This window comes from Sphingobacterium sp. B29 (genome assembly GCF_001952815.1).
Taxonomy (GTDB): Bacteria; Bacteroidota; Bacteroidia; order Sphingobacteriales; family Sphingobacteriaceae; genus Sphingobacterium; species Sphingobacterium siyangense.
The window spans coordinates 5,635,716-5,658,176 of record NZ_CP019158.1 but is presented as its reverse complement, the minus strand read 5'-3'; the positions used below and the strand labels follow the sequence as shown (position 1 = coordinate 5,658,176).

20 protein-coding genes and 4 tRNA genes are annotated in these 22,461 nt (G+C 38.4%); 10 read left to right on the top strand and 14 right to left on the bottom strand.

The annotated features are described in order from the left end of the window. Window positions 1-10: 10 nt before the first annotated feature. The 3 genes from BV902_RS24305 to rplS all read right to left on the bottom strand — a co-directional run bounded on the left by BV902_RS24305 (window position 11) and on the right by rplS (window position 3,475). Window positions 11-1,621 (bottom strand): CTP synthase, encoded by a 1,611-nt coding sequence (locus tag BV902_RS24305; RefSeq protein WP_075994125.1) that lies wholly within the window; start codon window positions 1,619-1,621, stop codon window positions 11-13. A 123-nt stretch (window positions 1,622-1,744) separates the two neighbouring features. Beyond that, a complete protein-coding gene (locus BV902_RS24300; protein WP_075994124.1) occupies window positions 1,745-2,830 on the bottom strand; it encodes a carbohydrate-binding family 9-like protein in 1,086 nt (361 codons plus the stop codon). Between the two features lie 297 nt (window positions 2,831-3,127). Continuing rightward, a complete protein-coding gene (gene rplS, locus BV902_RS24295; RefSeq protein ID WP_075994123.1) occupies window positions 3,128-3,475 on the bottom strand; it encodes a 50S ribosomal protein L19 in 348 nt (115 codons plus the stop codon). Window positions 3,476-3,817: 342 nt separating this feature from the next. Between rplS and BV902_RS24290 the strand changes: the two genes are divergently transcribed. Next, a tRNA-Pro gene (locus BV902_RS24290) sits at window positions 3,818-3,891 on the top strand. Window positions 3,892-3,937: 46 nt separating this feature from the next. Here the strand turns inward: BV902_RS24290 and BV902_RS24285 are convergent. After that, a complete protein-coding gene (locus BV902_RS24285; RefSeq protein WP_075994122.1) occupies window positions 3,938-6,313 on the bottom strand; it encodes an ABC transporter permease in 2,376 nt (791 codons plus the stop codon). 435 nt (window positions 6,314-6,748) lie between these two features. Between BV902_RS24285 and BV902_RS24280 the strand changes: the two genes are divergently transcribed. The 3 genes from BV902_RS24280 (at window position 6,749) to BV902_RS24270 (ending at window position 8,378) form a co-directional block, all read left to right on the top strand. Next, a tRNA-Pro gene (locus BV902_RS24280) sits at window positions 6,749-6,822 on the top strand. 332 nt (window positions 6,823-7,154) lie between these two features. Then, window positions 7,155-7,228 (top strand) — tRNA-Pro (locus tag BV902_RS24275). Window positions 7,229-7,397: 169 nt separating this feature from the next. Then, entirely contained in the window at window positions 7,398-8,378 is a 981-nt protein-coding gene (locus BV902_RS24270; protein WP_075994121.1) for a 3-keto-disaccharide hydrolase, read from the top strand. A gap of 39 nt (window positions 8,379-8,417) precedes the next feature. Here BV902_RS24270 and BV902_RS24265 read toward each other — a convergent pair whose 3' ends face one another. Both BV902_RS24265 and BV902_RS24260 read right to left on the bottom strand, forming a co-directional pair. Then, window positions 8,418-8,711, bottom strand: a complete 294-nt coding sequence (locus BV902_RS24265; protein ID WP_075994120.1) for a Smr/MutS family protein — start codon at window positions 8,709-8,711, stop codon at window positions 8,418-8,420. A 45-nt stretch (window positions 8,712-8,756) separates the two neighbouring features. After that, the gene (locus BV902_RS24260; RefSeq protein ID WP_075994119.1) at window positions 8,757-9,176 is read right to left on the bottom strand and encodes a hypothetical protein; all 420 of its coding nucleotides are present in this window, start codon (window positions 9,174-9,176) and stop codon (window positions 8,757-8,759) included. A 448-nt stretch (window positions 9,177-9,624) separates the two neighbouring features. Between BV902_RS24260 and BV902_RS24255 the strand changes: the two genes are divergently transcribed. After that, window positions 9,625-10,446 (top strand): hypothetical protein, encoded by an 822-nt coding sequence (locus BV902_RS24255; RefSeq protein WP_157626215.1) that lies wholly within the window; start codon window positions 9,625-9,627, stop codon window positions 10,444-10,446. Window positions 10,447-10,607: 161 nt separating this feature from the next. Next, the gene (locus tag BV902_RS24250; RefSeq protein WP_075994117.1) at window positions 10,608-11,354 is read left to right on the top strand and encodes a copper homeostasis protein CutC; all 747 of its coding nucleotides are present in this window, start codon (window positions 10,608-10,610) and stop codon (window positions 11,352-11,354) included. A 33-nt stretch (window positions 11,355-11,387) separates the two neighbouring features. Here the strand turns inward: BV902_RS24250 and BV902_RS24245 are convergent, their stop codons facing one another. Both BV902_RS24245 and BV902_RS24240 read right to left on the bottom strand, forming a co-directional pair. Then, window positions 11,388-11,567, bottom strand: a complete 180-nt coding sequence (locus BV902_RS24245) for a hypothetical protein (RefSeq protein WP_046671880.1) — start codon at window positions 11,565-11,567, stop codon at window positions 11,388-11,390. A 33-nt stretch (window positions 11,568-11,600) separates the two neighbouring features. Then, window positions 11,601-11,671, bottom strand: a tRNA-Cys gene (locus BV902_RS24240). 449 nt (window positions 11,672-12,120) lie between these two features. On the opposite strand from BV902_RS24240, the gene BV902_RS24235 reads away from it, so the two are divergent. From BV902_RS24235 to BV902_RS24225, 3 genes are all read left to right on the top strand, one after another. Beyond that, window positions 12,121-12,738, top strand: a complete 618-nt coding sequence (locus BV902_RS24235; protein WP_075994116.1) for a porin family protein — start codon at window positions 12,121-12,123, stop codon at window positions 12,736-12,738. Window positions 12,739-12,854: 116 nt separating this feature from the next. Then, the gene (locus BV902_RS24230; protein ID WP_075994115.1) at window positions 12,855-13,991 is read left to right on the top strand and encodes an AI-2E family transporter; all 1,137 of its coding nucleotides are present in this window, start codon (window positions 12,855-12,857) and stop codon (window positions 13,989-13,991) included. A gap of 183 nt (window positions 13,992-14,174) precedes the next feature. Further along, window positions 14,175-14,771: a porin family protein gene (locus tag BV902_RS24225; protein ID WP_075994114.1), complete on the top strand. Its 597-nt coding sequence runs from the start codon at window positions 14,175-14,177 to the stop codon at window positions 14,769-14,771. A gap of 74 nt (window positions 14,772-14,845) precedes the next feature. On the opposite strand, the gene rpsJ is transcribed toward BV902_RS24225, so the two are convergent. The 4 genes from rpsJ to rpsL all read right to left on the bottom strand — a co-directional run bounded on the left by rpsJ (window position 14,846) and on the right by rpsL (window position 18,385). Then, the gene (rpsJ, locus tag BV902_RS24220; protein ID WP_028070501.1) at window positions 14,846-15,151 is read right to left on the bottom strand and encodes a 30S ribosomal protein S10; all 306 of its coding nucleotides are present in this window, start codon (window positions 15,149-15,151) and stop codon (window positions 14,846-14,848) included. A 78-nt stretch (window positions 15,152-15,229) separates the two neighbouring features. Further along, entirely contained in the window at window positions 15,230-17,353 is a 2,124-nt protein-coding gene (gene fusA / locus BV902_RS24215) for an elongation factor G (RefSeq protein ID WP_075994113.1), read from the bottom strand. A 131-nt stretch (window positions 17,354-17,484) separates the two neighbouring features. Continuing rightward, complete coding sequence (gene rpsG, locus BV902_RS24210; protein ID WP_046671863.1) at window positions 17,485-17,952, bottom strand: 30S ribosomal protein S7; 468 nt, start codon at window positions 17,950-17,952, stop codon at window positions 17,485-17,487. A 19-nt stretch (window positions 17,953-17,971) separates the two neighbouring features. Further along, window positions 17,972-18,385 carry a 30S ribosomal protein S12 gene (rpsL, locus tag BV902_RS24205; protein WP_002993550.1) on the bottom strand — a complete coding sequence of 138 codons (414 nt, stop codon included), beginning with the start codon at window positions 18,383-18,385 and terminating at the stop codon, window positions 17,972-17,974. Window positions 18,386-18,943: 558 nt separating this feature from the next. Here rpsL and BV902_RS24200 point away from each other — a divergent pair. Next, window positions 18,944-19,363, top strand: a complete 420-nt coding sequence (locus tag BV902_RS24200; protein WP_083663757.1) for a hypothetical protein — start codon at window positions 18,944-18,946, stop codon at window positions 19,361-19,363. A 116-nt stretch (window positions 19,364-19,479) separates the two neighbouring features. Here BV902_RS24200 and rnr read toward each other — a convergent pair whose 3' ends face one another. Together rnr and BV902_RS24190 are read right to left on the bottom strand one after the other, a co-directional pair. Then, a complete protein-coding gene (gene rnr, locus BV902_RS24195) occupies window positions 19,480-21,612 on the bottom strand; it encodes a ribonuclease R (RefSeq protein WP_075994112.1) in 2,133 nt (710 codons plus the stop codon). 259 nt (window positions 21,613-21,871) lie between these two features. Further along, a complete protein-coding gene (locus BV902_RS24190; protein WP_075994111.1) occupies window positions 21,872-22,300 on the bottom strand; it encodes a Fur family transcriptional regulator in 429 nt (142 codons plus the stop codon). Window positions 22,301-22,461: the final 161 nt, after the last annotated feature.

Below are 22,461 nucleotides of genomic sequence, written 5' to 3'. Positions count from 1 at the left end.
CCTTCTATTACTACTTTGATTTTTTGTTGGCCAAAGCAGCGGCTACAAAGCTAACAAAAAGTGGGTGAGGATTTGCAACAGTTGACTTTAATTCTGGATGAAATTGTCCGGCAACGAAAAATGGATGGTTTTTCAATTCGACAATTTCAACTAATCCAGTCTCCGGATTGAATCCTGAAGCAATCATTCCAGCTGCTTCATATTGTTTTAAATAGTCATTGTTAAATTCATAACGGTGACGGTGTCTTTCAGAAATTTTTGTTTTACCATAGATGGCAAAGGCCTTAGTTCCTTTTTTAATTTCACAGTCGTAAGCACCTAAACGCATTGTACCGCCCATATTGGTGATATTTTTTTGCTCTTCCATCAAATTGATGACCGGATTGCTGGTGTTGGCATCCATTTCAAAACTGTTGGCATCTTTTAATCCCAATACGTTTCTTCCGAATTCGATAACCGAACATTGCATACCTAAGCAGATACCAAAGAACGGAATATTATTTTCACGAACATACTGAATAGCATTTAGCTTACCATCCAAGCCGCGTTCACCGAAACCCGGAGCAACCAAAACTCCATCCATGCCTTTCAGCTTTTCAGTAACATTTTCTTTTGTAACACTTTCAGCAGCAATATAGCTCACTTTTACTTTACATTCGTTTGTTGCGCCCGCATGGATAAATCCTTCGATAATGGACTTGTAAGCATCTGGAAGCTCAACATATTTTCCGACCAAAGCAATACTAACTTCACTTGTCGGGTTTTTGAGTTTGCCTAAAAAGTTTTTCCAGTTTTCTAGATCAGGCTCATTTTTGTTGGAAAGTTTTAGCTTTGTTAATGCTGTTTTATCAAGATTCTCCTTCAACATCAATAATGGGACATCATAAATCGTCGACGCATCGATAGATTCTACGACGGCGTTGATGTTGACATTACAGAATTGCGCTAATTTTTTACGGATTTCTTGCGATAATTTATGTTCAGTACGACATACTAGAATATCAGGTTGTACACCATATTCCAATAATGTTTTTACTGAGTGCTGGGTAGGTTTTGTTTTAAGCTCACCAGCAGCAGCCAAATAAGGGACTAAAGTCAAATGGATAACCAGCGAGTTATTGGCTCCTAATTCCCAACGAAGCTGTCTTACGGCCTCCACAAACGGTAAGGACTCAATATCGCCTACAGTTCCGCCCAATTCAGTGATGATAATGTCATATTTGCCGGACTCACCCAACAGTTGCATTCTGCGTTTTATCTCATCGGTGATATGGGGAATCACTTGAACGGTTTTTCCTAAATATGCACCTTCACGTTCTTGTTGGATAACGTGTTGATAGATGCGGCCTGTCGTGACGTTATTTGCTTGTGAGGTAGGGACATTCAGGAAGCGCTCATAATGACCTAAGTCAAGGTCTGTTTCAGCACCATCTTCTGTAACATAACATTCTCCATGTTCATATGGATTTAATGTTCCTGGATCGATGTTAATGTAAGGGTCGAATTTTTGAATGGTAACTTTATAGCCACGCGCTTGGAGAAGTTTAGCAAGGGAGGCAGCAATAATACCTTTCCCCAACGACGAAGTAACGCCGCCCGTAACAAAAATATATTTAGTCATAACAATTAAAGGATTTTCAATTTTATGTGGTCAAAATGACCAATAATAGTTGCTCTATGTACGGGATACAAAGATAGCAATTTTTATTCAAAATCAGAATTGAAGATCGCTCGATTAATTAAATTAAAAATAGATATTACCTTGGCTATCTATTGTTGTCTTTAATGTAGGTTGTGCTTTTGACTTGATTTCAATGCGATAGAAATTATTACTGTTTGAAAATGCAATCTCATAATTTTTGTGCTCATTTATAATTTCAGGATATAATTTGCTTAGCTCCTGAATTGACGTTGCATAGCGTTTTTTATCCTTTCTATAGATCTGTTGCAGGTAAAAGATATTCCAGGTAACTTTTTCGAGTGCGAGGAATTGTTCGTCGATAGGTTGATGGTCTGTGTCGTTAACAAATTTTATATGTCCCCATCGCTCCGGGTAATGCATATTAACGAGGCCGATTGGAGACCATACCCAGTTCTCTTCAGCGAGCATTTTACCCGTGTTGTCTTTTCTCTTGCTGTAGGTTGTTTCGGTGTTGTCATAATGCCACTGAACACGTGAGAAGTTTATCTTCCAGGTTTCATTTGCTTTAATCTGATTTCCTTCGCCAAAATATTTTAGACTTTTTACAGGTATTTTCATTTCCACAGTCCAAAATTCATCCTTGTCTTGAGGATCGTTGATGGACCCAGCATGATAGACTGCACTTTCCATATCTTTTGTGTCCCAATTTAGATTAGCTCTGCCGCCAAAGCGATAAGGTTTAGTCATCAAAAGATCCATTACGGTATTTAATGCGTTTATTTCAATCTCTATATATTCTGGAGATAATAGATTTGGCTTGAGAAAGATCTCAAAATCATTGTCATGATAGATGATTGTATCTTTTTGTCTTAAATATCCTTTGATATGAGGTTCTTGAAGCTTAGCAAAAATGTACAGATTTTCCTTGTCCCAAAGCATCTTGACTTGTGTCTTAAAAGTAGGGGCAGGTTTATTTGATCCCTCAATATCCTTAAAAGAATCTGTCCATATCGCTTTTGACCAGGAAGCTTCACTGTCCTTTCCGTCAATCGTGATCGCATCTGTTACTGGAAGTACATAATACGTTTGAGGGCGCGACTGTAGCTGAAGAAATTCATTCAGATTTCGTTGTGCAAAAATAAAGGTCGGATAGATGATAAAAGTAAGGATAAAAGCTATAGTTCTCATCAAGATACAGTTTGATTTTTAGCGGTAGCCAAGTTGGGATGAAACAATACCAGTTTGTTTTCCGCTATTGTAATCATCTACGATTCTACCTTTCAGATACGGTGCTAAAAGTAAGTAAAATGTTTTAGCGCGGCAAAAAGAGGGTTGGAATTTTGAAGGACATTATCTAATTGTCCTAAATTTATTACAGAAGGAAGTTGGTTGTGCTGTCTGCGTTTGAGAAGCCAGGGCAATATAGTCAATAAAAAAAGGCTTTGAATATATTCAAAGCCTTTTTTTATGCTGTAATAGTCGTAATTAGATTCTTTTCGATTTAATACGAGCAGCTTTACCAGTAAGGCCGCGTAAATAGAATAATTTCGCGCGACGAACTTTACCGTAGCTGTTTACTTCAATTTTTTCAATGTTTGGTGAGTTTACAGGGAAAATACGTTCAACACCTACACCGTTTGAGATTTTACGAACGGTAAAAGTAGCGTTAGCACCTTCGCTGTTTAATTGAATTACTACACCTTGGTACACCTGTACACGCTCTTTATTTCCTTCGCGAATTTTATAATGAACGCTGACGGTATCTCCAGCTTTGAAAGCGGGAATTTCATTCTTTACTACCGCTTGTTCTTCTACAAATTTTACTAAATCCATGATTTCGAGTAATTATTAACGATTTATATCCTGTAAAAATCGGAATGCAATATTACGACTTATTTTCTGAATATAAAAATACTTTTTTAAAAAACTATTGACTGATATTCAAATCGGATGCAAAGATATGAAAATGAAATGGATAATCTAAAGATATTTTGAATATTCCTTTGTAGGCTATATGGAGAGGGTTTTTAATTACTAAATTCAATAGAATATGTGCTTTGTGTAAAAATATTGTGCAATCAATCAGCTATTTAGTGATTAATTTTCTGCAGGGTGTTGACAAAGTCAAAAAATGATTCGATATTTGTGCCACACAAAACAAAGGTGATACCTTTTCGGGGTGTAGCGTAGCCCGGTATCGCGCCACATTTGGGATGTGGAGGTCGTAGGTTCGAATCCTGCCACCCCGACTTAAAAGCTCTAACGAACGTTAGAGCTTTTTTTGTTTCCTTCCTTTTATTCGTCCCGCAAGCTGTTTACAGGATTAGCTACGGCTGCTCGAATGGCCTGCCAGCTTACCGTAATCAATGCGATACCTATTGTTACCAGTCCTGCGAGCACAAACATCCACCATTGGATTTGGATGCGGTAGGCAAAGTCTTCCAACCATTTGTTCATCACTAGCCAGGCAATCGGCGAGGCAATTATCAAGGCAACTAATACGGGTTTTATAAAATCTCTGGACAATAAAGTAGTAACGCCCGATACCGAAGCGCCCAGCACTTTTCGGATTCCAATCTCTTTGTTTCGTTTGGCGGCCGTAAAAGAGGCTAAACCATATAGGCCCAGGCAAGCGATAAATATAGCTAATCCGGAAAAAAGACTGAGTATACGTTGTTGCCTAAGATCGGTTTTGTATAGCGTGTCGAATTTCTGGTCCAAAAAGCTGTATTCAAAAGGGTATAAAGGAGCTACTTTCCCAAATGCAGTTTTAATAGTTTTTAGCGCTACAGGGAAATCTTTTGTGTTTAAGCGAATGAGGGCTACCCTTAGATCATCAGAAGGGGCAATAACTAATGCATCCATGTTTTCTTTTAGAGATAGGAAGTTAAAATCATCTATTACACCAATGATTTTTCTGGGGGATTGATCGCGGATCGTATTTTTTATCCATTTTCCAATGGCCTGTTCGGGGGTAAATCCGAGCATCGATGTTGCAGTACGGTTAACTAATACAGCGCTAGTGGAGTCGGTGGGGTATTGCGCTGAAAAGTTTCGGCCTGCAATTATTTTGAGGTTTAGCGTGCTTACATAGTCGAAATCGGTGAATTCCGTCCTTGATCTCCACTTCTCCCCATTTTTACTCTCCACTTCAAACGTATGGCTATCGAAGAAGCCTCCTGGTTCACCGGACATAAAGGAGACCGATGCAATATCACTGCTCACAGATAATTCGTTTTTGAAGGTACGAAGGTTGTTGTACAGTTCTTCATTGTCTATTGGAATAACCACAGTCTGTTGGTTGTCGTAGCCGAGCCCTAGTTCTTTCACATATTTCATCTGCTTGGAGATAATCAGTGTACCGATGATAAGTAAAATGGATATGCTGAATTGGAACACAACCAGCGTATGTCGGAACAGTGTGCCACCCTTGCCCAAGCGCAATTTACCTTTTAATGCCTGTATAGGGGAGAAGGTTGAAAGGTATAAGGCAGGGTAACTTCCGGCTAATAGCCCTACTATGACAATAATTGCAATCAAAAAAATATAGATTGGCCATGAATTCCATGGGACCGTTAGGGTGTATCCCAATAGTTGATTATATACAGGCATGAGTAGTTGCAGTAGACACATGGCGAGTATGCAGGATATGGTGGTTAATAAAATGGATTCTCCGATAAACTGCCCCATTAATTGAAGACGTTGTGCTCCAAGTACCTTTCTTAAACCAACTTCTTTTGATCGGTCAACTGCACGTATTGTCGAGAGATTCATGAAATTGATGCAGGCGATAATCAATATAAGGATGGCGATGGAGAGAAAAATGTAAATAACTTTCTTGTCACCATGTTTTGCGCTGTCAAATGCGCTGTGGGATTCAAGATAGACATCTTTTAGCGGTGTAAGGGCAAGATCAAAATGGATACCCATATTGGTAGAAACTGCTTTCATATGCCTATTCATGAAATCGGGAAATTGCTTTTCCAGTTGCCTAACATCTTTATGTTCGTCAAGTAGGATGTAAGTGAATAAATTGTTGTTTTGCCAAGCTTTGAACGGTTCGGTATTGATATAATTGGATAATGGAATGATAAGATCAAATTCCAGATGCGAATTGACCGGAAGATCTTTTGCAATCCCGGTAACGGTTAATTGTTTCGTTTTATCAAGCTGTAGTATTTTACCGATGGGATTCTCATCTCCAAAATATTTTTTCGCAGTTTTTTCCGTTAATACAACACTTGTTGGATTTTTTAAAACAGTCATTGGATTTCCCTTGATGAGCGGAAAACTAAATAGTTCAAAGAAATCGTCATCTGCAATAAAGAGTTTCTTTTCATTGAATGCGATATTGCCAAAAGAGAATAACCCATTGGCAGGCATTACCCGTACAGCTTTTTTGATATCATCCGGATAATCGGTTATTAAGGCGGTGGCATAGGGTGCAGATAAATAAGGAGCGCGGTCTTTGGTGTTGTCAAAGCCACGCATGACCCGATAGATCCGGTCACCTTGGCTGTGAAACTTGTCAAAGCTAAACTGATTGGCGATAAACAGGAATATCATTGCGCAGACGGTGATGCCTATTGTTAAGCCAAGGATATTGATAAAGGAAAAAACCTTGTTCTTAATAAGGTTTCTCCAGGCGATTTGGAAATAGGTCTTTATCATACTTTTTGTTATAAGTGTTCATTCTGAACTTATGGTAATCAATCCCGTTGAAGGATAGGTTGATTTCTATTTTTGAAAAAATGTGCAATGAGTCAATTTCAAAAAAGCGGCCAAAGGGCTAAAGTGTTTTTAGTCAATAGATTGTATTCTTTCTTTTTGTGGTTAAAGTGTTTGGATTCGAACACTTCATGTTCATATTCGAACAGGCTACAGTTGGGAGGTCAAAAAGATTTTAATTGACAGGTGAGCGCTTGATCGAAGTGACAAATATTCGAAATAGCATTAGATTTGATGTATAAAGGAGAGCTATGTATCGTCAGGGCAAAGAGTATGTCGCAATATAACAACTTGTTAGTTTTATTTTATGTATTTCATTTGCAAATAATTTGTAAGAAGCGTATATTTGTGCCACACAAAACAAAGGTGATACCTTTTCGGGGTGTAGCGTAGCCCGGTATCGCGCCACATTTGGGATGTGGAGGTCGTAGGTTCGAATCCTGCCACCCCGACTAGAAAAGCTCTAACGAAAGTTAGGGCTTTTTTCGTTTTGGGGCAAGAAGGCGAACCTACAGCCTTAGGATATTATTGAGTTTGATCCGGAGGAGACTCAGTCAGGGCCTGCCAATCCCACTATTTCAGCTAGCTAAGCGTTAACTTCGCTATTCAGGGCAGTCATGCTGGTTTTTAAAATTATTTTGGATCGAAATCGATATGTGTTTTAAATGTTTTGTAAATTATTTTACAATAAGTCAGCTTGTTAGGTGTTATGTGAAGAATATTTTTGAAAAAAACATATTTTTAGTTTACTTTTGTGCCACACAAAACAAAGGTGATACCTTTTCGGGGTGTAGCGTAGCCCGGTATCGCGCCACATTTGGGATGTGGAGGTCGTAGGTTCGAATCCTGCCACCCCGACGAGAAAAGCTCTAACGAAAGTTAGGGCTTTTTTTGTTTCAGGGTATTAAGGCGAACTTACGACCAGGTGCATTCTTCGCATTTTTTAACATTATATCCTTGTAAACCCGCTGTTAAACAGTTAAATTGCTTGAAATTTATTGTCAACTAGAATATAAGCATAAATAATATGAACAGAAAAGCGGCATTTCTTTTAGGAATTTTGGCCTCTTGTGCATTACCGCAAGTAACCTTTGCTAAACATTCAATCGGAGAATCCAGTCATTATCAACAAGACGTAGAAGGCAAAGAGCTGATTGGTCGATGGGACATCGAAGTTGATATTAATGGTACCCCTGCACCATCCTGGTTGGAGGTAAAATTGTCGGGCTATAGAACTTTAGTCGGTCATTATGTGAGTACTTCCGGAAGTGCTCGGCCAGTTTCGCAGGTGTTTTATGAGAAAGGAAAGTTTAGATTTGCTATCCCACCCCAATGGGAAGGCGGAAAGATGAATCTAAGTGTTGAAGGAGAGGTTGTAAACGGTGTATTGCAAGGGACAATAACAGAGCCTGATGGGAAAACATATCGCTTTAAAGGTGTTCGTGCTCCGGAGCTGAAGCGAACAGCTGCAGTAAAATGGGGTAAGCCCATTCAGCTGTTCAACGGCAAGGATCTGTCAGGATGGAAAGCTACCGGTAAAACGAATCAGTGGGTGGTGAAAAACGGAATTTTGACTAGCCCGCAATCTGGTTCTAATTTGGTCTCTGAGCAAAAATTTGAAGATTTTAAATTACATGTTGAATTTAAAATTCCAGCAGGAAGTAATAGTGGTGTCTACTTAAGGGGCCGTTATGAGGTTCAGATAGAAGATAGCCCCAAAGATGCACATCCTAATGCTGTGCTTTTCGCAGGGGTATACGGCTTCTTAGCTGCAAATGAAATGGTCAATAAAGGAGCCGGAGAATGGCAAACCTATGATATTACATTGGTAGGACGTCTAGTGACGGTTGTGGCAAACGGAAAGACTGTTATCAGTAACCAAGAAATCCCTGGTATAACGGGCGGTGCTTTGGATAGTAAAGAGGCAGAGCCGGGACCAATTTATTTCCAAGGGGATCATGGTCCCGTGGAATTCCGAAAAGTGATTATTACTCCAGCTATTAAATAGCATAACATGATACAAAGGCTATCTGAAAAGGTAGCCTTTTTAAATCCCTATGACAACTACTACAATATCTTCATTCTGGTAGGAGGTGTAATAGCGTTCAATGGAGCCGTGAGCTTTGTACTCTTGCAACTCTTCAAAAACCATTTTTTTTAACATTCCTTTTCCCTTGCCATGAATAAACTTTATTTCGTTCATTTCCCAATAAATAGCTGCATCTAGATTAGATCGCATAAAATCAATGGATTCTTGTAAGAGCTCCTCTGGCGAATAATCTTCCCAATCTTCAAGGAAAGTATCGGTGTGTAAGTCTACGATAGCTGGTGGTTTGCGCATTTCTCAATATTTTACAATGCTGCAAAAGTATAATAAAACAGCGACTTAATAGGTTAAGTCACCAACGAAATCAATCGCTTGGGCAAATTTTTCATACCATTTTTTGATAATAGCTGCAATTTCATACTCTTCCTCATCGGCATGGTTCAGCATAAGTAACTCGATCGATTGGAGTAGCTGTTTGAGATCTAGAAAATAACCGTCGAAATCCCGGAACGCAGAGACAGTGTCCCGAATAAGCAGCATGGCATCATGTCGAAGTGTAATCATATCATGACGTGAAGATATTCGGTCCAGCAACCATTCCTTTTGGAAATTGGAGTCAATATGTCTGTTGCAAGCCTGATTAAAAAGCAATTCAAATTCAACAATTTGATGTTTCAGGTCATATATAGCTTTTTGGAGCTCTTCAAAAGTACTGATGATCTTTTCTTGGGTCTCCATGTTTTTTGATATAATTGCCATGATATTTTACTTAAAAATGTATGCGCTTGGTTTTTAGTTATTTAAATAAAAGCATGTAAGGTATATACAAATAGTTCAGCCGAATGTTTTACATGTCTAAAATTCGGTTATGATTTTTGTATATAAAAGAAGAGACTGAGCTTAAAACGGAACTGAGTTTTTTTTGGTTTTTGGTCCCGTTTTCAAATCGTAGATTTTTTTTGAAACCTAATTTATTTAATACTATTTAATTTTAAGTATATTTAATATGCTGTATTGCAGCCAATGCACTGAAAATGTATTAACTATGTTAGCATCTAGTTTTGTTGATTTCTTAAAGAAGAGGAGGTACTATGTCCTTTTTTTAGCACTACTGTTGGTATGCAGCTTGCCCATGTGTCATGGCCAATATAAGCTGAAAGATTCTACAAAATTTATAAACGATCAGTTGCCCAGATATCTCGGAAGAATGGGGAAGATTAAGTCTAGAAATTATCCCCTTGGTGGTCGTGAAGCAATCTTGCGAATATTACTGAAAGACTATTACGTGTATAGATTGGTATCAGGAGAAGATAGTTTGGATAGGGAACGTTATCCTGCTTTATGGAATTCTCTTTCGGTACAAACATTTAAAACGCTAAATACGCGTGATATGTTTAGTTACTGTATGCTTGCACCTGAGTTTGAGATGCAAAATTGTGGTTCCTTGGGGCGGTTGAAAGGTCAACATATATTTGGAGTCTTTTATCGAGGGGACATACCGCTGGAATATTGGAGCAATAGACAGTTGGTTGCTTTGCATGGAAATAGAGATTCCGTTGTACGATATGTGGACCAGATGTGGCCTACACTCGATTTTATTGGCGAGAACACCAAAGATTTAGTGGTTGAATTGATGATGTGGGAGTTGATACCAAAGGTGTTGGATAAGTTGGTTCTGACACCAACGGACAATGATTTGTATGCTCTATTGGTACAAATAATGATGCGTCTGAAATTCAAACCTTTTGAAGATTCAGCAATTTATGAGCAATTGTATGGTCCGACATCTTATATAGGAAGTCGAATTGAAAGCAATGCAGAAAATCGGAATGACATTATGAAACTCGCGCGGGAATGTTTTGAAACGCTAAATACATCGCCTGGCTTCCAATTGCCAACTTATATTAAACGGGAGCGTTTCTTAGACCCTCCTTCTTCAAGGGAGCTGTCAGGTGGCATGAGTACCTCAAAAGGACCAGATTGGAAGTGGAAAAAAGTAGAGGTACATCATTATAAGCTAAAGTTGTAGATCTTTGTCTAGAAGCAAAATTTACCATGAAGGTAAAGTATCTTTTTAACTGTAGTCTTTTCTAAAGCTTATACTAGTTTGACCATAGGTAGGGGAGTAGGTTATTTGCTTTTTTTTTTACGTTATTCGCGTAAACGAAAAATAGCTTAAAATATAATATAATGAAGGAAAAGGCAATTGGAAATTACCAATTAGAAATCTGTTCAAATTCCGTAGCATCTGCAATTGAAGCCGAACAAGGAGGTGCGAGCAGGATAGAGTTTTGTCAAAATTTGGAAAACGGAGGGACTACACCTTCGTTTGGTCAGTTGCAATTAGTGCGGAAACTGGTGAATATTGGTATTCATGTGCTTATCAGGCCACGTGGAGGTGATTTTCTTTATACAGAGACCGAGATCTTAGAAATGATAGCAGATATTCAGTTGTGCAAGGAATTGGGGATAGATGGTGTTGTAATAGGTATGCTGAACGCAGATGGTGCGGTGGATAAAGTGAATACTTTGCGATTGGTGGAAGCTGCGCGTCCCATGCATGTTACCTTTCATCGTGCTTTTGATCGCGTGAAAGATCCTTTTCAGGCACTGGAAGATGTCATCGAACTGGGGATAGATCGTATTTTGACATCTGGTCTGCAAAATTCTGCTTTAGCTGGAGCTCCATTACTCAAACAGTTAGTTCAACAAGCAAATGGCCGTATTGTAATTATGCCTGGTGCAGGTGTAGATGCAGCTAATATAGTTCATATTTTAGAGCAAACTGGTGCAGTTGCAATACATAGCTCAGCGAAAGAATTGCATGTGTCGAAGATGAGGTTTAACCAGAGTCAGGTCAATGGAATGGATGAGGCACAGTGGATGAGCTCAAAAGAAAAAGTCCACCAAATGGTGGACCTATTAAAAAGCCTTTAAAGTAGTACTTTAAAGGCTATTAAATTCTTCTTACTATTTAGCTTCTGAAGCTAATTGATTTAAGATAGCATCGTTTTTAACGATTTGGTTGCTAGCTTTCATTTTTGATCTAGAACCTAACTCTACGTTAGTTCCTAATTTCAAAAACTGAACTTCAACACGTGAAACAGTTTTATTTCTTCTATCTTTTCTTTTTAAACGTGTAACTCCCATTTTGATAATATTTTTATTGTTTAAAATAAAACGAGGTCGGAAGCGGATTCGAACCGCTGTAGGAGGTTTTGCAGACCTCAGCCTAGCCACTCGGCCATCCGACCCTATTTTTTTCCTTTTGAAGGTCTGCAAAAATAAAACTTATAATTGGAATTAAAAAATCTTTATGATAAAACTTTTATGTTTTTAAGCATTGGTCTGAAAACCAAGCTGGTATTTTGCTGTGTGATCCTTTGAGCGATAGTCAGCAGCAACATACCGGAGGGTTTTCAGCTTGGGATAACCAAGACGTTTTTGATAAAGCACTTTCCTCGGTAAAATCAAACACCGAACCCATTGCAGCTCGCCATCAGATTGAAATAATACGGCAATTACTGTATCTTTTAAAGGACAATGCTAAATCGTGAAAAGATACTTTTTTGTGATGTTTTACTTTGTAAATTAAAGGCTTATGGATTTTGGAATAGATATTGCAAATGGGGATGTAATAAATCTCATACAGGAAATTATGAGATTAAATGATAAAAGAAGAAAGTAAATTAAATTAGGAAACATGAAAAAACTATTATTATCTGCAGCAATTTTATTTGGTTCGTTAGGAGCTTTTGCACAAGGTGGATTGGGATATGGTCTCCGTGCGGGTGTAAATATTCCTAAATATTCTTTAAGTAATGAAAGCACACAATCAAATACAGGATTTTTTGTAACGGGTTATTTGGACGCTCCCGTTTCGCCTTATTTTTCTATTCAGCCGGGATTGTCTTTGCAAAATAAAGGTGGAAAGTGGACACCAGGTTCAGCTTCTGAAATTAAAGAGAGTGTAATGTCACTTGATATTCCAGTAAATCTAGTGGCTAAATTACCTACAGGAGATTCTGGTAACTTTTTTATTGGTGCAGGACCTTATGTTGGATTCGGATTAAGTGGTAAACGTAAAGGAGAGTTAGGCGAGGGAAATGTGAAAATTGAACGTGATCTAAATTTTGGTAGCAATGAAAATGATGATCTTAAACGTACCGATTTTGGTATCAATTTCTTAGCTGGTTACCAATTGACTAATGGTTTTCAAATCAATGCTGGTTATGGTTTGGGTTTAACCAACTTAGCTCCAGGGTCAGGTGATATGGCTAAAAATCGTATTTGGTCTGTGGGTATCGGTTTCGGACTATAAGAAATATAAGTACTTAAACTTATTATGAGGAAAGAGTCCCTGCATTTGTGGGGACTTTTTTATTGGATTAAACTTAAGTCAACCGAAATTGTTATTTTTATTCAAAAGATTGCTGCATGAAAAGATTTCTTCCTTTACCCTTTTATGTCAAACTTGCCTGTGTATTGATCAGTATACTTTTATTGGGATATTTGGCAAAGATCGGAGATACCATACTTATTCCCATGATTTTGGGCTTGTTGTTTTCGCTGCTGCTGATTCCGTTAAGTAATTTTTTGGAGCGGAAGCTGCGGTTCCCAAGGACATTGGCTGGCATATTGAGCGTTATTTTATTTTTCGGTGTGTTAGGTTACGGACTTTTTCTATTAGCTTCTCAGCTTACACTCCTTAAAGAGGATTTCCCGGCTTTTAAGCAACAGATCATGGACGGTGTGGGCAATTTACAGACCTGGGTGAGCCAGCAGTTTGGAATCCAGCATAAAGATCAGATTGATTTTATTAATAAAACAGCATCAAAGTCGGTAGATTCGGGTACTTTATTCCTGGGAACAGCATTGGTTTCTCTCTCGTCAATGTTTATTTTGTTTGTTTTTACTTTTCTTTACACGTTTTTTTTACTGATATATAGGGGACATATTGTCAAGTTTCTTTTGTTTGTCAACCGTGTGGAAGACCGACCTATTGTTTTGGACGTTGTTCAACAGGTTCAGTATGTCGTCAAAAAATATCTTATTGGACTACTGATCCAAATGAGCTTGGTTTCCCTTTTGGTCTTTATCGTCCTTTCCTTGATTGGGGTAAAATATAGTCTGTTATTGGCATTGATCACTGGCGTATTCAATGTGCTACCTTATGTTGGTATTTTCTCCTCAATGCTCATCATTGCTATTCTGACGTTTGCAACATCTTCTTTTACCCATGTCGTCCTGGTCATCATAGCCCTCATTATCATACATATGATCGACAGCAACTTTATTGTCCCTAAGATTGTGGGTTCTAAGGTGAAAGTTAATTCGTTGTTTGCTATGCTTTCCATTATTATTGGCGAAATGGTATGGGGTATTTCCGGTATGTTTTTGGCGATTCCTATTTTGGCTATTGTCAAAATTATAATGGACCGTATTAAGGAGTTAAAACCCTGGGGATTTCTTTTAGGGGAAGAGGATAGCAAGGATGAAGTTTATAAAGACCTATTTGAGACTTTAAATCCCATTGAAAAGAAGATTATTGAAAATGAGGAGAAGGAATTGTAAATACAAACAGTTTATGTATTTGGTTCATTGGGTACAACACCTCATAGAAGCAATAGGAGCATACCAATTATATTGGCCAATTGGGCAAATACATAATTCATTATTTCAAACATTGCTATTTATTTTCTTTTTGTATTTCAGTAAATAATATGTTATTTTAGTTTCACATTTAATTTATTTTTAATGAAAAGAAAATTACTATCAGTCGTTGCAGCATTATGTTTTGTCGCTGGCGCAAGAGCACAGACATCTTATGGTATTAAAGCTGGGTTAAATTTTTCTAAGCTGGATATATCACAAGGTAATCTTAGTGCGTCATCTGATGCAACTACCAATTTTTATGTAGCCGGTTATGCGGATATGCCAATAGCAAATAATTTTAGTATTCAGCCTGGGGTTTCCTTGCAAGGTAAAGGAGGGAAGGTGGTAGGAGAGGATGCTAAATTGAATTTAATGTATATCGAGGTACCTGTGAATTTGGTTTATAGTATCCCTACTGGAGAAGTAGGAAATATTTTTTTAGGGGCTGGCCCGTATGCCGGATTTGGCATTAGTGCTAAAGCCAAAAGTGGGAATATTAGCGAAAGCGGGAGTTTTAGCGATGCAGGTTTGAAAACATTTGATGCAGGAGCTAACTTTTTGGCAGGTTTTAAGTTCGCTAATGGTTTCTTGATTAATGGAGGCTATAGTCTTGGTTTGACCAATTTTTCAAAATATCCAGATGAAACAGGGAATTTCAAGAACCGAATATTCTCAGTAGGTATCGGATACCAATTCTAATTAAAAGGTATAAACAGCAAAAAAAGGGGCTTTTCTTGCGAAAGGCCCCTTCTTTTTTCAGTGACTGAAATCTATCACACTTTGATTTCTACTTCAACACCTGAAGGCAATTCAAGTTTCATCAATGCGTCAACAGTTTTAGCGTTTGATGAATAGATATCCAACAATCTTTTGTAAGCACACAATTGGAATTGCTCACGTGCTTTTTTGTTAACGTGTGGTGAACGTAATACCGTATAGATTTTTTTCTCAGTAGGCAATGGAATAGGACCACTAACAACTGCACCTGTAGGTTTTACTGTTTTTACGATTTTTTCAGCTGATTTGTCAACCAAATTGTAATCGTAAGATTTCAATTTAATTCTGATTCTTTGGCTCATAGTATATGATATTATTTAAAAATGACCGCTGATTAGAGCTATTAACAACCAGCGGTCGGTTTATTTTTGAGTTCTATATTATTCTACAGAACCTTTGATTTTACCTTTTGATTTTGCAATTACCTCTTCAGCAACGTTACGAGGAGCTTCTTCAAAGTGATCAAATTCCATTGTTGATGTTGCACGACCTGAAGTGATTGTACGTAATTGCGTTACGTAACCGAACATCTCAGAAAGTGGAACCAATGCTTTGATTACTTGTACACCGTTACGTGAATCCAAACCTTGCATTTGACCACGACGACGGTTTAAGTCACCCATTACATCACCCATGTTTTCTTCTGGTGTTAAAACCTCTATTTTCATAATTGGTTCCATTAACACTGGAGAACATTTAGGCAATCCTTCACGGTATGCTTGACGAGCAGCTAATTCGAAAGACAATGAATCTGAATCGACAGCGTGGAATGAACCATCAATCAAACGAACTTTCATTCCTGATAATGGGAATCCTGCTAATACACCATTTTTCATTGAAGTTTCAAATCCTTTTTGAACTGAAGGGATAAACTCTTTAGGAATTTTACCACCAACAATTTCATTAACGAATTGAAGTGGTGATTTTGATAAATCGAAATCTTCATCCGCTGGAGAAATAACAACTTTGATATCCGCGAATTTACCACGACCACCTGATTGTTTTTTGAATACCTCACGGTGCTCAGTAGTACCGTTGATAGACTCTTTGTATGATACTTGAGGAGCACCTTGGTTAACCTCTACTTTAAATTCACGTTTCAAACGGTCGATCAAGATCTCTAAGTGAAGCTCACCCATACCAGAGATAACTGTTTGACCAGTTTCTTCGTCAGTTTTTACAACGAATGTAGGATCCTCTTCAGCCAATTTACCAAGACCAATACCTAATCTATCAACGTCAGCTTGAGTTTTAGGCTCAATCGCCAAACCAATTACTGGCTCAGGGAAAGTCATAGACTCAAGAACGATAGGTGCTTTTTCGTCACAAAGTGTATCACCAGTTTTGATGTCTTTGAAACCTACAACAGCACCGATATCACCAGCCTCGATGAAAGGGATAGGGTTTTGTTTGTTCGCGTGCATTTGGAAGATACGAGAGATACGCTCTTTGTTTCCTGAACGAGTGTTCAATACATAAGAACCAGCATCTAACTTACCCGAGTAAGCACGGATAAAACATAGACGACCTACAAATGGGTCAGTCGCAATTTTAAAACCTAAAGCTGCGAAAGGCTCGTTTACAGATGGTTTACGTAAAATTTCTTCACCTGTATCAGGGTTAGTACCTTTTACAGCATCGATATCAAGAGGTGAAGGCAATAATTCCATTACTAGATCCAACATGGTTTGAACACCTTTGTTTTTGAAAGATGAACCACATACCATAGGAACAATTGCATTATCTAATACCGCTTTACGTAAAGCATCTAAGATTTCACGCTCAGTCAATGAATTTGGATCTTCGAAGAATTTCTCCATCAAAGTCTCATCATAACCAGCTACAGCTTCCAATAATTTCTCACGGTATTCAGCAACTTCATCCAACATATCTTCTGGAATTGGAACTTCTGTAAAGGTCATTCCTTTATCATGCTCATTCCATACGATACCACGGTTGTTGATCAAGTCAACTACACCTTTGAATGTATCTTCAGCACCGATAGGCAATTGTAAAGCTACTGCATCGGAACCTAGCATTGATTTTACTTGGCCAACAACTTTTAAGAAGTCAGCACCTGAACGGTCCATTTTATTAACGAAACCAATACGAGGTACTTTATATCCATCAGCTAGTCTCCAGTTAGTCTCAGATTGAGGCTCAACACCATCAACCGCAGAGAATAAGAAAACTAATCCGTCTAGTACACGTAACGAACGGTTTACCTCAACCGTGAAATCCACGTGTCCAGGAGTATCGATTACGTTTACTTGGTATTTGTTGTTACGGTAGTTCCAGAAAACGGTTGTAGCAGCAGAAGTAATTGTGATACCACGTTCAGCTTCTTGCTCCATCCAGTCCATTGTAGAAGCACCTTCGTGAACTTCACCAATTTTGTGGTTTACACCTGAGTAGTAAAGGATACGCTCAGTTGTTGTAGTTTTACCAGCATCGATGTGGGCAGCGATACCGATATTTCTAGTGAATTTTAAATCTCTTGCCATAATATTTTTAAGCAGCGGACCTTAATGGTCTTATGTGTTTAAATGTAATGTTAAATAAGTACACCGACCTTGATAAAAGATTGTTTTTATCGGAGGTCGGTGTAATCATATTTTTTTGAATGTCTTCAAAATTAGAATCTGAAGTGTGAGAACGCTTTGTTAGCTTCCGCCATTTTGTGCGTATCTTCTTTCTTCTTAACAGCAGCACCTTCACCTTTAGAAGCTGAAATGATTTCTCCTGCTAATTTTTCGAACATTGTTTTTTCACCACGTTTACGAGCGTATGAAATTAACCATTTCATACCCAAAGCGATTTTACGATCTGGACGAACTTCCATAGGAACTTGGAAGTTAGCACCACCAACACGGCGTGATTTAACTTCAACAGCAGGCATAACGTTGTTCAAAGCTTTTTTCCAAGCTTCTAAACCGCTTTCTTGTGTTTTTTGTTCTACTAATTCTACTGCGTCGTAAAAAATAGAATAAGCGATAGATTTTTTACCATCCACCATCATATTGTTTACGAAACGTGTTACCTGAACGTCATTAAACTTTGGATCAGGTAAAATGATTCTCTTTTTCGGTTTTGATTTTCTCATTTTTCTTTCCTCCGTTTAATTATTTCTTTTTACCTTTTGCTGGAGCTGCAGCTGCTTGTCCTGGTTTAGGACGCTTAGTTCCATATTTAGAACGACGTTGGTTACGACCTGCTACACCTGAAGTATCTAATGCACCGCGGATGATGTGGTAACGTACACCTGGTAAATCCTTAACACGACCACCACGGATCAATACGATCGAGTGCTCTTGTAAGTTGTGACCTTCTCCAGGGATGTAAGCGTTGACCTCTTTACCGTTTGTTAAACGTACACGAGCTACTTTACGCATTGCTGAGTTTGGTTTTTTAGGGGTAGTAGTATATACACGTGTACATACACCTCTTCGCTGTGGACATGAGTCCAACGCTGGTGACTTACTCTTATCAACCAGAGCTACTCTACCTTTTCTAACTAATTGTTGAATAGTAGGCATTTACCTGTTTTTGTTTATAAATTTTTTTACCTTAAATATTTTAAGTTCGCAAAGATACTTATTCCCTTTTGAATATGAAATAGTTAGTGTATAAAATTTAGATTATTTTTTGAAAATGAACTGCTCTTTTCTTTATGACCCTATCATCATAGCTGTAGCATGCTAAATGTACAGTCCAGCATCTTTCGTCAATCGCTACGCCTCCGCCATCAAACTAATTTGCATAGATTAGGATGTAATCATCCTCCCAACCGCTACCGCCTGTAATATCTTGTCGAAATTGAAAATTTAATTGCTGAAGGTTTGTTGTACACGAATATGGACGATTATAGGGTAAAAAAACGGCAAAAAGCTATATAATATAGGTTTCTTCTTGTAAGCACTCTAAGTTGTTCTTTCTCTGTGTAGTACTCTTTAAATAATGGTATTCTCTCATAAATATTCTTCTACTGGTTTTCAGGTATATTGTACCTCCTGCATGTTTTTGCGTTCTGTTTGGCAAAGTGTTTGATAAAAACGTGTAAATATTTAGTAGAAACAAATTAATGTATTCAAGTTATGAAAATCAAAATGAGATTAATGTATGCAGTGGTATTGGCCTTGGTAACCTTCGCTTTTGTTGGATGTTCAAAGGATAAAGATGAACCCATTCAAACAGGTGGAAGCATCGATGCAGCTGTTGGTACTTACAAGGGTAGTTTAGATCTATCGAATACAAGCGGACCGATGTTTGATAAAATCGTGACGGTTACAAAAATTTCTGACAATACTTTGAAAGTTGAGATTGGAGACAAAGCGCTAAAAATACCTGCGAAAGAGTTTAAGGTTATCAATAATATGAACATTGCAATTCAAACGGCTGGTGTTTCTCCAGAAGGATCATTTTTATTTGATGTGGAAAAAAAGACACTTCTTTGCCAAGGAAAGAAAACTACTGAAAATGAGGTCTTTTTCACTTTCGAAGGAACGAAACAATAAGTTTATCCTTTCTTGTTCAAAAGAAAAAGCGGTATTGACTTTAGTCAATACCGCTTTTTTTGTCATATATCCAATTGGATGAGCTTAATACGCTGCCAATTATTGCAGATTTATTTTTAAGACAACAACGTAAAATCAATCTGCCTTTTATCCAGATCCACTTTCTTTACGCGGATTTGAACCTCATCACCCAGCTGGAATTTCTTTTTCTTCCTTTGGCCAATGATCGCATAGTTCTTCTCGTCAAGCACGTAAAAGTCATCGGTGATATCCCGCAGCCTGACCATACCCTCACATTTGTTTTCCTCAATCTCCACATACATCCCCCATTCAGTAACACCCGAGACAATACCCGTATATTCCGTGCCAATCTGATCCTGCAAGTATTCGGCCTGTTTGTACTTAATCGATGCACGTTCGGCTTCAGCCGCTTTTTTCTCCATTTGTGAAGAATGTTCGGCCATTTTCTCGTAATGCTCCGCATTGATCTTGGTACCGCCCTCCAGATAGAATTGTAAAAGACGGTGTACCATCACATCGGGATAACGACGGATAGGAGAGGTGAAATGGGTGTAATAATCAAATGCGAGTCCATAGTGACTTGTCTTCTTTGTCGTATAGATCGCTTTGGCCATCGAACGTACCGCAAGCGAAGTCAGCATATTTTGTTCTTTGCTACCTTCTATCTTTGTCATCAGCGCATTTAAAGATTTAGCTGTTTCCTTATCCGTTTTGATGGTCAATTTATGACCAAACCGCGCTGCAAATTGCGAGAAAGTTGTCAGCGTCTCCGGATTAGGTACATCGTGGAACCGGTACACAAAAGTAAGCTTGTTTTTTCCACGGCCTTGTTTGCCAATAAACTCGGCAACCTTCCGGTTGGCCAATAACATAAAATCTTCGATCAGCTTGTGCGCATCTTTACGGACTTTGGTATATACCCCTGTAGGTTTTCCATTTTCATCCAAGGTGAATTTTACCTCTTCACTTTCAAAGGCTATTGCACCATTCTTAAATTTACGCTCCCGCAGAATATAAGCCAGTTCATTTAATTTTAGGATCTCTTCACTGAAATCACCCGATTTCGTTTCGATCACCTCCTGTGCTTCTTCATAACTGAAACGTCGGTCCGAATGGATAATTGTACGGCCGAACCATTGATCGTGTACATTGGCTTTTTCGTCCAATTCAAAAACAGCCGAAAAACAAAGTTTATCTTCATGCGGACGTAGCGAACAGACACCATTGGAAAGACGCTCCGGAAGCATCGGAATAACGCGGTCAACCAGATAAACGGATGTGCCGCGGTTGAAAGCTTCTTTGTCCAATTCTGTGTCGGGTATGACAAAATGCGAAACATCCGCAATATGAACACCGATTTCATAATTGCCATTCTCTAATTTTTGAAAGGAGATGGCGTCATCGAAATCTTTTGCATCCGCTGGGTCAATGGTAAAGGTCGTAACGTTTCTAAAATCACGCCGATTTGCAATTTCTTCCGCGCTTATTTTTTCCGAAATCTGATTGGCTTCAGCTTCAACTTTTTTAGGGAACTCCAATGGGAAACCATAGTCGGCCAAAATAGCGTTCATCTCGGTGTTATTTTCCCCTTTGGTACCCAAAACATGTTTTACCGTTCCGACAGGATTTTTGCTCCCGCTTGGCCAGTCGATAATCGAAACGACCACTTTTTCCTTGTCCTTGGCTCCATTCAGATTGTCCAAAGGGATAAAAATGTCGTGTAACATCTTGCGGTCGTCCGCAATAAAAAAAGCAAAATTGTTGGAGATGCTGATCGTTCCCGTGAAATCAGTCTTGGCCCTTTGCAGGATTTCAACGACTTCACCCTCTTTTTTGCGGCCACCTTTTCTTTTTTCGAAGGTATGGACCTTCACAATATCGCCATGGAGTGCCTGTCTAAGTTTCCGTGGAGCGATATAGATGTCATTTTCAAATTCGTCATCAGGGATTACATAGGCAGAACCGTCTGCAGTCATATCTACTTTTCCTGTGACATAAACTTTAAGTTGCTTCAGATTAAATTTGCCGCGTTCGATCTCAATAAAAAGTCCATTTCTTACATTATCATGTAAAATATCGGCTATGGCGACTTTCGAGTCGTTATCTGTAAGGTTCAATTTTGACGAAACTTGTTTATAGTTGAGGGGCTTATTACCCGATTTTTCGAAGATATCGATGATCAGTTGTGTTAAGACCTCCTTATATGGATTTTCTTTTCTTGTTTTCATCCAATTATTATTTATTATTTATTTATTTGCATCGATTTGCGGCAGTCTTCCTATTGCAGCGAACTGGCTGTGATAGCGAATTTGTAAATTCAGCCGATACAATAGATCATGAGCGAGCCGTACATCAAGATCGATGCTAATACAATGTACGAAAAAAACAGCATTCGACACGACTATAACGAGCTAAACGGAGCATCTTCCGATAGCCAATGTATAGACAGTTCACCCGAAAAATAGTTTTGGATTCGTACAGCCTGATTTACTTTTTGCAATGATTGCACACACCAAGTGCATTTACGGCTATCGCTTCAAGACTAAAGCCTTCTGGAATCGATACTTTTGGTAAGATCATATCTTCCAGGCAGTACACAGAATTGCATACCCGGCAAATAAAATGTACGTGTTGGTCATGATGATCATGTTCTGAACAGTTTGTCGAACACATAGCGTAAGTAGCTGTACCATGTAGATCAAAGATTTTATGGATAATCCCTTTCTCTTCAAAGCTGGCCAATACCCGGTATAATGTGACACGGTCAATATCCTTGCCCAGTAATTTCTCCAGTTCTGGCTGTGAAATTGCAGACTCTTTCCTCGAAATAATTTCAAGTACCTTCAACCGGGGTTGGGTAACTTTTAAACTATTTCGTTTGAGAATTTCTGGATATACAGTGTTGGAATCTTCCATGGATTTCTTCGTTAAGCCTTAGATCAAATACAAACTAAGAGAAATTTACTTTTATTTGCAAGTTTAAAAACTATCCGACGAATTTATTCATCGTATTTTTTCCCTTTGCATAGACCATTAACGAACATAAACGGACCATTTTCTCTCTCAAAGATGCTTTT